Below are 13108 nucleotides of genomic sequence, written 5' to 3'. Positions count from 1 at the left end.
TTCCTAACGACGAGGTTGAGTTAAATGTTTATAGCCAGAGTCAATGAGTGCTTTTTCCATCGTATCGAGCACTTGAAAGGTTATCTCTGGGTTTAGGATATCGGACTCAGTTTTGCCTTGAAGGACTAACTCTGAAAAATGGTCAATTTCAAACTCGAATCCATTGCCCGTCACTCGTTTGTTGATGGTCGACTTCTGCCCTTGATGTTCAATCTCAATAAAGGCCGGATTCCACCATTTTTCGTGAATGGTGATCTTAGTGTCGGGCCCAGTCAAGTGTGCTGATCGGGGAAGGTTTTGCACCGTTGATGCCGATATCTTACCGTTCATACCACCAGAGAAGGTAAAGCACGCATCGGTATCAACATTCGCCCCCTCATACAGGCATGACACCTCTACTTGAGGTTTTGAAGGGTTAACACTCAGAGTTCGACACAGGTCGTAGAAGAACCAAAGCCCGTAGACCCCAACATCGAGCGTTGCTCCACCTGATAACTCTGGGTTGAAGATAAATAACTCTGGGTCATAGTCGTGATGGTTACCAAAGCTGGCTTCGATTGAGTCTATCTGAATGTTGTTGTCGACCAAGAATGATTGGAGCTCACGATACGCGGGAAACACCACGGTCTTCATCGCTTCTAGCAGCATCACGCCATTTTGTTTCGCGAGAGCTTTCATCTCAAGCCAATCAGCAAGGTTAGTGAAAGCTGGCTTCTCGACCAATACGTGCTTATTGTTCTTTAGAAATAACTCGGCAAGTGGCTGGTGGTATGGGTGAACGGTGGCGATGTAAACCGCTTCTACTGCTGGATCATTCGCCATCTCCTCATAAGAGTCATAAGCCTTAGCGCAACCAAATTTATTCGCGAACGTGGCTGCGCGTTTATGGTCTCTCGCGGCAACCGCATAAAGTTCACCACGCAGACAGTGCTCTGTTACAGAGGTTGCGAATCGATTGGCGATGTTGCCTAGCCCTGCGATGCCCCATTTAATTTTTCGTTGCATGTCGTTCATCAGTTGCTCCAAATCGTTGTTTTGTATCAGTGTACTCAGAGACGCCACATACAAATAGAGAACAGATTTCTCAACCTGTTCTCTATTTATCTAGATTGTTGTCGTGATGTTATTATTAGCTCTGTATGGAACGTTTCCAATCCGCCAAAACTTGAATGTGTTTTGGACCGATGCCACAACAGCCACCGACGATATTCGCGCCCAGTGCGTGCCAACGTTTGGCGTAAGTTAGATAACCTTGACCATCCAGTTCACGCATTTCTTGAAGCATGTCGTTTGCTTTATGTTCGCTGCTGATAGGTGCAAAGTTATTGGCGTAGACACCAATTTCTAAACCACTACCTAGCTCATCAATCACTTTCTTTGCATCAATGATCGCTTGATCCATCACTTCAGGCACTGAACAGTTAAACATAATGCCTTTCGCGTTTGATTGGCAGGCAAGTTTAATGGCATCCGCTACGCTCTCTCCAGAGCGAATGTTCGCAAAATCGCCCTTGGTATCTTCCAAACTGAATGCGTAGTAACACGGCTTATGTGAGTGCTTGAGTACCGCGTGAATTGAGTCGAATTCTTGCAGGCTACAAATCGTTTCCGCTATCCAAAGGTCGATGTTTGGATCTTGAGCATCGTAAAGCGTTTGAATGATTGGTGCTGCTTCTTCTACCTTGAACAAATCTGGTCGGTAGCTGCCAAACGGCGGTGGAATCGCGCCCGCAACTTTCACTGTGTGAGGAGCATTATCAGCAACCGCCTTCGCCAGTTCGCCAGATAGCGCTGCTAGTTCAAAACCTCGTTGCTCGAAGAGCGATTCACCCAAATGAAAAGGTACACACGCGTAACTATTGGTGATCAGGATTTCAGCGCCAGCATCGACAAAATTTTGATGCGCTTGGCTAACAAGATCAGGGGCTTCAATCAGAGCTTGAGCGCTCCAAAGCGGTTGAGAGAATGGCGCGCCAATTTCTTTGAGTTCTCGGCCCATGCCGCCATCAAGTATGGTTAGTGTTTTCATATTTAATACTATCTAAAACAGTTGCTGAAGTTCTGCCGCCACCATATCAGACAACCTTGTCAGACAGAAGCCATCAAAGTGGAAGTAGTTTAGCTAAATCAATACATCTCAATAATTAAAGGAAAAAGGGCTGGAGGGGTAATTGGTGCTATGCTGCATTGGGTTTCAAAGGTATGTTTATCTCATCAACCATCCCAGAACGCTAAATACTAAGTCACCACAATCTGTAGAGGAAAAGTGCATTGAAGTTAACGAATAAACTCGTACGTTACCCGCACATTGATGTTGATCGTGTGTTTGAAAAAGAAGCTGAATTATTGCAGCAAATACAGGCGAGTGAGATTGGACAAGCCTTAATGCTGTGGCAAGCAAAAACGCCAACGCTCGTTTTACCCGCAGGTAAAAAGTGGCCAGTGACGATAGAGTCTAGAAAGCAACTCGCGGAACAAGGCTGGCAACTCACTTCTCGAAAAACGGGTGGCGCTCCCGTTCCCCAACTGCCGGGGATCATTAATCTGTCGCACATTTACCATTGGCCTCGTGATGAAGCCTACAACATCCAAACAGCGTATCGACATTTATGCGATGTCTTAACCCAGTTTTTTAAAGAGCTGGGTATTGGTGTGGATGTACACGCAACCCCCGGCTCTTATTGTGATGGTGACTACAACCTCAATATCAATAAACAAAAAATAGTGGGTACTGCGCAACGTGTATTGCTTAAACAAGGGGGGGGCCAAATCGTACTTTCTCAAGCTTGTATCTTGTTAGATGTAGACCTAGAGAACATCGTTGAGCCCGTGAATTTTTATAATCAAATTTGCGGGAATCCAACTGTGGTGGATGCGCAGGTTCATACTCCGTTGTCCGCGCATTTGACGACCCTCCCCAACGTAGACTCACTCTTTCAGCAATTAAGCCAAGCTTTCATCAAGCATGCGTAATGCCGTTATTTCGTTAACGCTATGCCAATTTGTTGGGAGAGGAACCATTTCAATTTTACCTAAACAATCGATGAAGTTCTCTCGTCAAGATATCGGTGAGTTTGGGGTTTTGGAGCGCTCCTAAATATGGAACACTCCTTGTATCTGGCTAGCGAGAGTAGAGGTGTTCTGCAATCAACTGGTCTATGGTGGTCACCAGTTTGTGGTTTTTATCTGTGTCTAAAGCATCAGAGTGAGGGTCTTTAAATAGCCCTGAGTCATTATCAAAATACTTCCCAGAAGCGTTGGAAAACTCATCAGACAATGCCGCTCTAGATAAAATGTCAGCACCAATACCTAGGTCATTTCCTTCCAACCCGTAGGCATCTTTGACTAATTTACTGCCAAGGAATGAAGCTGGATTGACAGGAATAATCGATGGTCCGTTAGCTCCGATTTTGTGAGCGAGGCTGATAGACCACATTGTGAGGGCTAACTTGCTTTGCGCATAAATAGGGCCATCTAACTCTCCTGCGTTTGAGCTGGTCATCAGATCAAGATCTACAGGGGCCTGTGCTGCTGAAGATAAGTTGACGATGCGACCAGAGGAATCAAAAAGTGGAAGTAGTAATTGTGTGAGTAGGTAGGGGGCAATCGTGTTAACGACGAATCGAACGTCTAGATTATCCTGAGTTGTGATCTTATCTACCTTATAAACGCCAGCGTTGTTAATCAGTACATCAAGTTGTTTGTGCGCTGAGTTGATCTGCTGTGCGAGTTCCTTTACATCTGCCAGGGAAGATAGATCAGCAATATAACTTTCGATGACTGCGTTTTTAGAGAGCCTGGATAAACTGGTTTTTACCTTATTCAGTTTCGCAGGGTTGCGTCCATGAATCAGGATATGGTGTCCTTGCTGAGCCAACATTCTTGCTGTCTCTAAACCTATACCATCTGTCGCGCCTGTGATCATGATTTTTTTTTGCATCTTTCTTCCTTTGAAACGTTGTCCGTGCAACTTTTATAACAAAGTTTGACCGCACAAAATTTCTATTGGTTCACATGCTGGGACTAAGAAAGGGTATGAATTGTGTTGTAAGTGAGAAATATGACAATACAGAGGCCCATAAAGAGACCGCCTGGGTGCTGCTACTTTATGATAGTTGATTGGAAAGTATAGGAAATGAAGCACTGCTTTATTCTTTGATAAGAAAGCCTCAACTAAATGAATTAGCTGAGGCTTGGTCGGTATTAGCCTTGTGATAGCCTATATTGGCTTCGTTGACGTTATTATAATGCTGTTATTTAGACCTTAATGAGCGTGTACAGCTGAATCTTGGTATAGCTCAGCGTCGACTTCTTCACCTTTGTTCGGGCGAGGCACAATCTCAAAAGAGGTATCAGCTTCAGTGAGAGAAGACAATAGTTTGTTAAGAGACGACTTGTCGCCTTTCACACCTGCTTGCCTTGCTTCCATCAGCTTATTGAGTGTCGTTCTCTTCAGTACGATGTCAGACACATCTGATTTGTTGATGATCAGTGTAGTATCTGCATCTTGTAGGTCTGATACTTGAATGTTGTTCAGGTTACCGTTAGACATTTCAACGTAGTAGAACTCTTTCACATCAGGTAACTGAATGTTCATCGTAAATGGCGTGTTTTGAGCCTTCAATGAATCCACTTTTACCGCTAAGTAATCCAACAAGTTCTCAATGGTCATGTTAGCCAATACATCCGGTGATGCTGTTTTTGGTGCGCCCGGCTGTGTGCCAATACGAAGCTCTTGAGCGCCCGTTAGGTAGATGTTTCTCCAACCTGCACCTTCTGATTGATAACCCAATTGCTCGTAAGTATCGGCCAATAAGCCACGTGCAACTTTGTTCTCTGGTTCAGCTTGAATCACCTTATTCAGTGCTGTTGCAACGAAGCGGTATTCACCTTCTTGGAAATCTTGCTGTGCTTTTTCAATCACAGCGTCGCTACCGCCCATGTACTCAACAAACTTCACCGATTCTGGTTCTATCGGCAGCGGGTTTAGGTTGGCTGGGTTCATATCAAAGTAGCCAAGATACATGTTATACACAGCGCGAGCGTTGTGCGAGTAAGTGCCATGGTAACCATTGGTGTGCCAAGATTGTTGAATACTGTCTGGCATCACTTTGTAGATCTCGTCACCGATGTCTTGTAAAACCACCCCATTATTCGCTAGGCGCAGTGTTTGGTTATGAGTAAAGCCGTACGCGTCACGCTGCATTTTTAGGTAATCAGAGATCTCTTGCTCTCCCCAAACTGGCGCTGAATGAGAAGCAAACAGCACCTCTGTTTCTTCGCCCCATGTCACTAGCATCTCGTTGATTTTCTTAGACCACTTCAAACCATCACGTACTTTTGCACCCCGCAGCGTGTACAGGTTATGCATGCCTTGGTAGGTCAGTTCGCCTGTCCAAAGAGCTTTCATGCTTGGGATGTAAGTGACCATTTCTGATGCCGCTTCGGTGCCTGATGCATCCATGAATTGCATTTCTAAGCCGTCAATAACTAGCGTTTCAATTTCTTCGTTATGGTTCAGCTCGTAGTCTGGCAGTACGTAAGTAATGCGACCTGTTGATAGACCTTTCGATAATGCCGCATCAACAATACCGTGTTCATGTCGGTTCAACGTAGCACCGTATTGATAAGCAGTACGTCGAGACATCGCATTACCTGCCAATACGTTCTCGTCTACGATTTCTTTGGTAATATTTTTCGAACCGTACACTTTCACATCTGGGTAAGCGTCTTTAATCGCTCTTGCGCCACCAAAGTGATCAGCGTGTGAGTGTGAGTAGATCATTGCGACAACAGGCAGTTCACCGCCATCAGGCACATTGCTCTTGAAGAATTTGAGTGATTTAGCGGCTGCTTCTTTGGTGAGAAGAACGTCATAGGCGATCCAACCATTGTCACTGCGGATGAAAGAAATAGACGCTAAGTCTGCACCTCGTACTTGGTAAACCTTACCTGGAACAACTTCATACAAACCTTCAGCTGCTTGGTTTAGTACTGCTTGGCGCCATAATGATGGATTAACTGAATCAGGTGCTTTGTCTGCGTTTGTGACACTTGGTTCGATAAAGTTGAAACTGTTACGGATGATGTCGCCTGTTTCTTGGTCGAAGCTTGCGATTAGACCTCTGTTGTTATTGTCGAACGCTCGGGTGTCTGAGAAGTTGAGCGTTTTCGCAAATTCTTGGTTGGCTTGTGTTGTCATTTTAGTCGCGTCTTTGCCACCTTGGTCGCCAATGTCACTAAAGTGTGCATGGTCATGATTTGCAGCAATAGCAGGAAACGCTAGAGAGATTGCAAGCAACAGTGAAGCATTTTTGAAAGTGCGTGAAGTTGTCATTAGAGCCTCTTCAATTCGGGGAATTGTTTCGTTGAGAGGATTATATGGCCGTAAAACATAGCAAAAAATAAAGTAAACTTTAGTTAATACATCACGAAATGTTATGTATAAGCTAAGCTTTAGTGATAAACAGAATTTAGAGTGTGATTTTCTAGCCAGTAGCCAGTAGCCAGTAGCCAGATAGAAAGGTTTGTTAATAAGGAGTTCGTTTGTGAGTGACGTTGAAAAGTTAGATTTAAACTTGCTGAATGTGTTTTTAGAAGTGTATCGGTTGAAGTCGATAACTTTGGCATCTGAGTCTCTGGGTATGACACAGCCGGGTGTGAGTGGCGCACTCAAGCGATTGCAGTCTCAGTTAGGCACCGATCTTTTCATCAGAGAGGGGCGAGGGATCAGTCCCACGAATGCTGCAACGCAATTAGCACTTAGAATCGAACCTGCGTTAGACGGAATCTCAAGCGCTGTAAGTTCATTGCAACAGTTCGATAATCAACAACATCATGTGTTTCGAATTCTGGTTAATGAGATAGGTTTAACCAAGCTTCAACCTCTTGTAGAAAAAGATAATACTCTTGGAAATATCTCTATTGAGTTCAATATGGTACCGAATAACGAAGAAGATTTGCTTCAGAGTTTAAGTATGCAGCAAGCAGATTTAGCGATCGATATCCACTACCCACAAGTTAATGGGTACATGAATCAGCAAGTCATTGAGGATAGGTTGGTGTTGATCGCTCGCCAGGGGCATCCAAGAATTGATGGTTCAGTCACTGAAGCTCAATATTACGATGAAAAGCATGTGACTTTTAGGATGCGTCGCTCTCGTCTGTACACTGCAGATTACTTTACTAAGCAGGCTATCAAACCGAGAAAAGTGAGTTCTGAGTGTGATTCATTGATGATGATGTGTGTGTTAGTTTCTGGCTCTGATTGTGTTGGTAGTACTTCTCGTGACTTCGCTAACCAATTTGCAGAGCGATTCCAACTTCAAGTGCTTGAGCAACCGTTTGAGGTGTTGCCGATGCAGCAATATATGATTTGGCATAAAAGAACGGAGTCGAACCTTGCTCATCAGTGGTTGAGGAACAAGATTCAACAATACATGGCTGATTAGCCGTGGATCAATTATCTGTTGTCGATTAGCTTTTATAGCGGTTCAAGCATGCATTGTTGAGGTGTTATGGGTTCATTGGTCACTGATTAGCGAGCAGCTCTCGCAGCACGTTTTTGTTTTGCGCTCTCTATCATCTTAGAAGGTGTCATACCTGTCACTAACATGGTGCCAGTGATTACCAGAATTGAACCAGTAATCGTATTGATGCCAATTGCTTCACCTAAGAATAAGTTACCCCAGAGAATACCAAATACCGGAATGATGAAGGTAACGGACAGGGCTGAAGGTGCGCCGAGTTCAGAAACTAGATTGAAGTAAAGCAGGTAAGCAAGTCCAGTACACACCGCGCCCAGTAAGATAACCGATGTGGTAATAGTTAGATCCGGAGCCTCTCTCATAGGAATGAAAAAGATGAACGGCAACACGATCAATACCGCAGCCCACATGCTGCCATGAGCATTATTGAATGCCTCAACTTTAGGTGCTTGTTTGGTATAGTTTGAAGCTATTCCGTAGCTAAACGCGGCCATCACCGCAGCACAAATCGGAAGTACAGCCTCATGGCCAATGTTTATCGCATCCCAACCAACGAGTACTCCTACTCCCGCTACCCCAATCCCAAGTCCTACTAGAACTCTCGCCTCGAGTGCTGTTTTAGTCCATATCGCACCAATGATTGCCGCCCATATTGGCGCGGTAGAATTCAAGATGGCTAGGGTCGAAGCGTTAAGTGTTTGCGCGGCATAAGCGAACAGTAAAAAGGGAACTGCGGTATTAAACAGCCCAAGAATAAAGAAGTGTTTAGCATGAGTGTTGAACGTCAGCTTTTTTCTTAAATACAAAGACACCAACATTAGCGTGATTGCTGCAAACAGTACTCTTGCTTCAATTAACACTGCTGGGCCCAATGGATTAGCGGCAATTCTCATGAACAGAAACGAACCGCCCCATATCGCAGCGAGAGTTATTAATTTTAGAAAGTTCACGGCTTATATCTCAGAATGTGTAAAACCCGACTATGGAGGAAAGATAACTATTACACAAACATAGATACCAATACTGTGCAGTTATGGACATAAAATCGAGTCCGTTAATCAGGAACAATTTCGATGAATTTCGTTCTGTTTATAGTTCCTTATTTGATGAGTAATCTAGCGTTAGACATCAAACTTAGGCAAACAAAATGAAGATTGAACACATCGCAATTTGGACCAAACAACTTGAAGTTCTGAAGCTATTTTATGAAGATTATTTTGGCGCGACATCGAACTCAAAATATCACAACCCAACTAAAGGGTTTTCTTCCTACTTCCTCTCATTTGAAACTGGAAGTCGTTTAGAGATTATGGAAATGGATTCTGTCCCTGAATCGAAAGACGACATCTATGATCAGTTCACAGGCTTCATTCATATGGCGATTTCACTAGGGTCTGAACAAGCGGTCGATGCACTGACTCAAAGTTTGGTCGAAGATGGCTATGAGCGCTTAGATGGCCCAAGAAGAACAGGTGATGGCTATTATGAGAGCTGTGTACTCGATCCGGATGGTAATCGCTTGGAGCTTACCGTTTAATAGAAGGCGCTTGAATAGCGTTTAATTCACTAACGGAACTGAGGTATTACAATGATGAAGCGTATTTTGACTTTCCTTTTTAGTCTTGGGCTTATGGGATGTGTTACCTCAGCTCTGGTGTATGAGAAGAAGCCAGGTGCGAAGCCTGACTCGTCACAACCCATTGGTTACCTTGGCTTTAAAGCTCACCAAGAGTGGGCGATTCAATTCAATGATTGTACGGTCTACGATTTAATCGGTGCGCAACCTTACCAGTGGTTTGATCGCACTTCAGCCTCTGTGAGCTGTTATACGTTTAAGCTAATCGATGCCATCGAGCCATTATCAGTCTATGCCGACGCAAATTTCGACAGCAATAAGCTAACCCCGATTAACCGCTTTAAAGAGCTGCAGGTATCAGAGTCAGGCTGGGGCAACTTTCCTGTCGTCTATGAGACCAGCGGCACCAATTGGCTGAGAGTTAAGGAGGGTTGGATTCACCTCACACTAGCGGATCAGACGCTCGTTCAGTTCTACCCAGGAACTCAAGACCAATTTGGCAAATCACAGCATGATCAGTATTTTGAGCAGCATTGATTGTAACGCTGACTTTTGATTAGTCTTTAGTTCGATCAAAAAAAGATCCATTAATTATTGTTGAAACCGGTTTCAGGGTGTATCTTTGTTCTATTTTGAAATCGGTTTCAGGGCTGCAATAGGCTCTCTAATCCTGATCTGTTTCACGAATAACTTGTAGCGAGTAATGGTATGAACAACGAATTTCCAAACGATTTTTTATGGGGCGGTGCAGTTGCGGCGCATCAGCTAGAAGGCGGCTGGGATGCGAATGGTAAAGGTGTCAGTGTTGTTGATGTATTAACAGCAGGCGCTCATGGTGTACAACGTCGAATTACCGATGGTGTGATTGATGGCGAAAATTATCCAAACCAAGTCGCAGTGGATTTCTACCATCGTTACAAAGAAGACATTAAGTTATTCGCTGAAATGGGTTTTAAGTGTTTCAGAACCAGTATTGCCTGGACACGCATTTTCCCAAATGGCGATGAATCAGAACCCTGTGAAGCGGGTTTAGCGTTTTACGATGATCTGTTTGATGAACTACTGAAATACGGCATTCAGCCAGTGGTAACACTGAGCCATTTTGAAATGCCTTATCACCTAGCCAAAGAATACGGCGGTTGGATGAACCGTAAAGTGATCGACTTCTTCGTTAAGTACTCGACCACAGTGATGGATCGCTACCAGCACAAAGTGAAGTATTGGATGACGTTTAATGAGATCAACAACCAGATGAACACCTCGGCAGACATCTTCGGTTGGTTGTGCTCTGGCGTGAAGTTTCCACAATGCGAAAAGCCTCAACAAGCCATGTATCAAGCGGTTCACCACCAGTTTGTGGCGAGTGCTTTGGTGGTTAAGAAAGGTCACGAGATCAACCCAGATCTGCAAATCGGTGCGATGTGTGCGATGGTGCCTTTTTACCCTCGCTCGTCAAAGCCGGAAGACATTATGCTGGCGCAGCAAGCGATGCGTGATCGTTACTTCTTCTCGGATGTGATGGTTCGCGGCCACTACCCAAGTTACGCAAAACGCGATTGGGCAATCAAGGGCTTCAACATTGATATGCAGCCAGAAGATGAACAGATCTTAAAAGAGGGTAAAGCGGACTATTTAGGCTTTAGCTACTACATGTCGAATACTTTAGATTCTTCTTCTCATCAATCCACAGAAGAGGCAATGGACGGCGGTCATGAAAACTCGGTCGATAACCCGTTCATCCAGTCTAGCGATTGGGGCTGGCCAATTGATCCAACGGGTTTACGTTTCTGTTTAGCTTCTCTGTATGAACGTTATGAAGTGCCATTGTTCATCGTTGAGAATGGTTTTGGCGCTGTTGATACCATTGAAGAAGATGGCAGCATTAATGATGACTATCGTATTGCTTACCTTTGCGACCACATCAAAGAGATGAAAAAAGCGGTTGCGATTGATGGCGTTGATCTCATGGGTTATACCCCTTGGGGCTGTATCGATTTGGTGTCGTTTACCACAGGTGAGATGAAAAAACGCTACGGATTCATTTACGTAGATAAGCACAATGACCAATCTGGTTCATTGGAACGCAAACGCAAGAAGTCGTTTGAGTGGTATAAAGGTGTGATTGCATCTAACGGTGCCACTATTTAGAATGCGATTCGCCTTACTGTTATGTGGTTTGTAAACTGCATAATAGTTAGTTAACAATGAATTAGCCGGCTTATGTCGGCTAATTTTTTATAAAGGAAAAGAAGCCAATGGTAACCATGCTTGATGTCGCGAACCGTGCAGGCGTATCTAAATCGACAGTTTCTCGTGTCTTAAATGGGAAGAACATTGTGCGCCCAGATGTGGTGAAAAAGGTATTCGATGCGATACAAGAAACGGGTTATCGACCGAATTTGTTGGCTCAGCAATTGGCGACTAAGAAGACTAACTTCATCGGTTTCGTTATCACCAATGAGTTGTTCAATGGCCCGTACTTTTCCTCCTTGATGTATCACGCTGCGTCTTATAGTGAAAAATCGAATCACCAATTGGTGATCACCGATGGCAAACACAGCGCTGAAGACGAAATAAAGGCGATCAATTTCCTGCTAGATATGAAGTGTGCGGGCATCATCATTTATCCGCAGTGCTTAACCGAAAATGAGATTGCTAAGCTCATAGAAAGCACTGACACACCGATTCTGGTGCTCAACCGAGAAATGCCGTCGAAGCCCAATAATGCCATTACCACAGACCATTATCAGAGCGCTCGTTTGATGGTTGAACACATCATCGAACAGGGGCATACCGATATTGCCGTGATTCGTGGCAAAGCAGGTTCTTCGACCGGTGCGCTGCGTTACCAAGCCTATCAAGACGTGTTAACTAAACATGGTATTACATTGGATGAGTCTAAAGTTATTCAGGGCGAATGGACGATGGAGAGCGGTTATCACGCCGCTCAGGTTTTAGCAAAAAACAAAGCCACGTTCACCGCTATTTTATCCGGAAACGATGATATGGCGATTGGGGCAATTAAGGCATTAACCGAGCTAGGTTATTCATTACCCCAAGATGTTTCTATCGTCGGTTTTGATAACAGCAAAGTGGGTGAGTTTTTAACGCCAAGCCTCACGTCTGTAAGTGTGCCGTTAGAACAAATGACCCTAAAGGCTATCTTGAAAATTGTTGGAGCTATCGAACAAGCTGAATCGGTTTGTACTACTGGAAACTTGGTGTTGCGTGATTCGATAGCGAAGCTAAATTAGTACTGATTGAATTTCATATTTCACCTACAAAAAATGATGAGCTGCGCATCTATTAAATCAAGCGAAAAGACTCTTTATTCACTGTTATTTAGATGTGCGATATTGCGTTTTTTGGTCGATGAATTGACCATCATTAGTTAAGTAATGTAAAAGCAGTTTAGTAATATGAAAATAGCTAAGTTATGTGAAAACAGGTAAGTAACGTGAGAACAGAAAAGCAAAAGATGTTAGCAGGTGAACCTTATCAAGCTTGGGATAAGGCGCTTTATTCAGAACGTATCGAATGTCGTAAGGTGCTTCAAAAACTCAACAATAGTATTCCTGATACACCCGAGTGGAAAGCGGCAACCCAAGAGCTTATTCCGGGCTGTGAGAACGCGCACTTAGAGCCGCCGTTCCATTGTGATTATGGTTCAAATATCAAGTTAGGTAAGAACTTTTACGCTAACTTCAATTGCGTGATTCTGGATGTAGCAGAGGTGACCATTGGCGATAATGTCCTACTTGGTCCGAACGTTCAAATTCTTACCGCAGGTCACCCACTCGATGTGAAAGGCCGAGTAGAAGAAGGCGTCGAATTTGGCACACCGATTAACGTTGGTGACAATGTTTGGTTAGGTGGTGGTGTGATCATCTGCCCTGGCGTGACCATTGGCGAAAACAGCGTGATTGGCGCGGGCAGTGTGGTAACTAAAGACATCCCAGCCAATGTGGTTGCAGTAGGTAACCCGTGTAAGGTTCTGAAAGCGATTGATAACGAGTAAACATCGTTATTTTCGTTCGAGTGTAAG

12 protein-coding genes are annotated in these 13108 nt (G+C 44.2%); 7 read left to right on the top strand and 5 right to left on the bottom strand.

Features of this window, described 5'->3' with window-relative positions; translation table 11 throughout:
• Window positions 1-3 precede the first annotated feature (3 nt).
• Together IQO02_RS18015 and IQO02_RS18010 are read right to left on the bottom strand one after the other, a co-directional pair.
• On the bottom strand, window positions 4-1014 hold the full coding sequence (locus tag IQO02_RS18015) for a Gfo/Idh/MocA family protein (RefSeq protein WP_016784372.1): 1011 nt from the start codon (window positions 1012-1014) through the stop codon (window positions 4-6).
• A 115-nt stretch (window positions 1015-1129) separates the two neighbouring features.
• Window positions 1130-2029: a homocysteine S-methyltransferase family protein gene (locus IQO02_RS18010; RefSeq protein ID WP_010431874.1), complete on the bottom strand. Its 900-nt coding sequence runs from the start codon at window positions 2027-2029 to the stop codon at window positions 1130-1132.
• A gap of 242 nt (window positions 2030-2271) precedes the next feature.
• On the opposite strand from IQO02_RS18010, the gene IQO02_RS18005 reads away from it, so the two are divergent.
• Window positions 2272-2973: a lipoate--protein ligase family protein gene (locus IQO02_RS18005; protein WP_016789958.1), complete on the top strand. Its 702-nt coding sequence runs from the start codon at window positions 2272-2274 to the stop codon at window positions 2971-2973.
• Between the two features lie 148 nt (window positions 2974-3121).
• Here IQO02_RS18005 and IQO02_RS18000 read toward each other — a convergent pair whose 3' ends face one another.
• Window positions 3122-3940: an SDR family NAD(P)-dependent oxidoreductase gene (locus tag IQO02_RS18000; RefSeq protein ID WP_010431869.1), complete on the bottom strand. Its 819-nt coding sequence runs from the start codon at window positions 3938-3940 to the stop codon at window positions 3122-3124.
• 324 nt (window positions 3941-4264) lie between these two features.
• Window positions 4265-6337, bottom strand: coding sequence for an alkyl/aryl-sulfatase (locus tag IQO02_RS17995; RefSeq protein ID WP_010431867.1), 2073 nt, complete (start codon window positions 6335-6337; stop codon window positions 4265-4267).
• Between the two features lie 211 nt (window positions 6338-6548).
• On the opposite strand from IQO02_RS17995, the gene IQO02_RS17990 reads away from it, so the two are divergent.
• Entirely contained in the window at window positions 6549-7451 is a 903-nt protein-coding gene (locus IQO02_RS17990; protein WP_010431866.1) for a LysR family transcriptional regulator, read from the top strand.
• Window positions 7452-7537: 86 nt separating this feature from the next.
• Here the strand turns inward: IQO02_RS17990 and IQO02_RS17985 are convergent, their stop codons facing one another.
• A complete protein-coding gene (locus tag IQO02_RS17985) occupies window positions 7538-8437 on the bottom strand; it encodes a DMT family transporter (RefSeq protein WP_080572704.1) in 900 nt (299 codons plus the stop codon).
• Window positions 8438-8634: 197 nt separating this feature from the next.
• Between IQO02_RS17985 and IQO02_RS17980 the strand changes: the two genes are divergently transcribed.
• From IQO02_RS17980 to IQO02_RS17960, 5 genes are all read left to right on the top strand, one after another.
• Complete coding sequence (locus tag IQO02_RS17980; RefSeq protein ID WP_010431863.1) at window positions 8635-9024, top strand: VOC family protein; 390 nt, start codon at window positions 8635-8637, stop codon at window positions 9022-9024.
• A 51-nt stretch (window positions 9025-9075) separates the two neighbouring features.
• The gene (locus IQO02_RS17975) at window positions 9076-9600 is read left to right on the top strand and encodes a hypothetical protein (RefSeq protein WP_016789957.1); all 525 of its coding nucleotides are present in this window, start codon (window positions 9076-9078) and stop codon (window positions 9598-9600) included.
• 171 nt (window positions 9601-9771) lie between these two features.
• On the top strand, window positions 9772-11211 hold the full coding sequence (locus tag IQO02_RS17970) for a 6-phospho-beta-glucosidase (protein WP_010431861.1): 1440 nt from the start codon (window positions 9772-9774) through the stop codon (window positions 11209-11211).
• A gap of 107 nt (window positions 11212-11318) precedes the next feature.
• Window positions 11319-12317 (top strand): LacI family DNA-binding transcriptional regulator, encoded by a 999-nt coding sequence (locus tag IQO02_RS17965; RefSeq protein WP_010431860.1) that lies wholly within the window; start codon window positions 11319-11321, stop codon window positions 12315-12317.
• A 203-nt stretch (window positions 12318-12520) separates the two neighbouring features.
• Window positions 12521-13081 carry a sugar O-acetyltransferase gene (locus IQO02_RS17960; protein ID WP_029189507.1) on the top strand — a complete coding sequence of 187 codons (561 nt, stop codon included), beginning with the start codon at window positions 12521-12523 and terminating at the stop codon, window positions 13079-13081.
• Window positions 13082-13108: the final 27 nt, after the last annotated feature.

Source organism: Vibrio sp. OPT24 (genome assembly GCF_015163545.1).
Classification (GTDB): domain Bacteria; phylum Pseudomonadota; class Gammaproteobacteria; order Enterobacterales; family Vibrionaceae; genus Vibrio; species Vibrio cyclitrophicus.
Note: the sequence above shows the minus strand (reverse complement) of the source record. Positions and strands in the feature narration are given on the sequence as shown.

What these genes read in the sequence shown, in the direction of transcription:
- IQO02_RS18015 (WP_016784372.1), bottom strand. Translation starts at nt 1,014, where the DNA reads ATGAACGACATGCAACGAAAAATTAAATGGGGCATCGCAGGGCTAGGC.
- IQO02_RS18010 (WP_010431874.1), bottom strand. Translation starts at nt 2,029, where the DNA reads ATGAAAACACTAACCATACTTGATGGCGGCATGGGCCGAGAACTCAAA.
- IQO02_RS18000 (WP_010431869.1), bottom strand. Translation starts at nt 3,940, where the DNA reads ATGCAAAAAAAAATCATGATCACAGGCGCGACAGATGGTATAGGTTTA.
- IQO02_RS17995 (WP_010431867.1), bottom strand. Translation starts at nt 6,337, where the DNA reads ATGACAACTTCACGCACTTTCAAAAATGCTTCACTGTTGCTTGCAATC.
- IQO02_RS17980 (WP_010431863.1), top strand. Translation starts at nt 8,635, where the DNA reads ATGAAGATTGAACACATCGCAATTTGGACCAAACAACTTGAAGTTCTG.
- IQO02_RS17975 (WP_016789957.1), top strand. Translation starts at nt 9,076, where the DNA reads ATGATGAAGCGTATTTTGACTTTCCTTTTTAGTCTTGGGCTTATGGGA.
- IQO02_RS17970 (WP_010431861.1), top strand. Translation starts at nt 9,772, where the DNA reads ATGAACAACGAATTTCCAAACGATTTTTTATGGGGCGGTGCAGTTGCG.
- IQO02_RS17965 (WP_010431860.1), top strand. Translation starts at nt 11,319, where the DNA reads ATGGTAACCATGCTTGATGTCGCGAACCGTGCAGGCGTATCTAAATCG.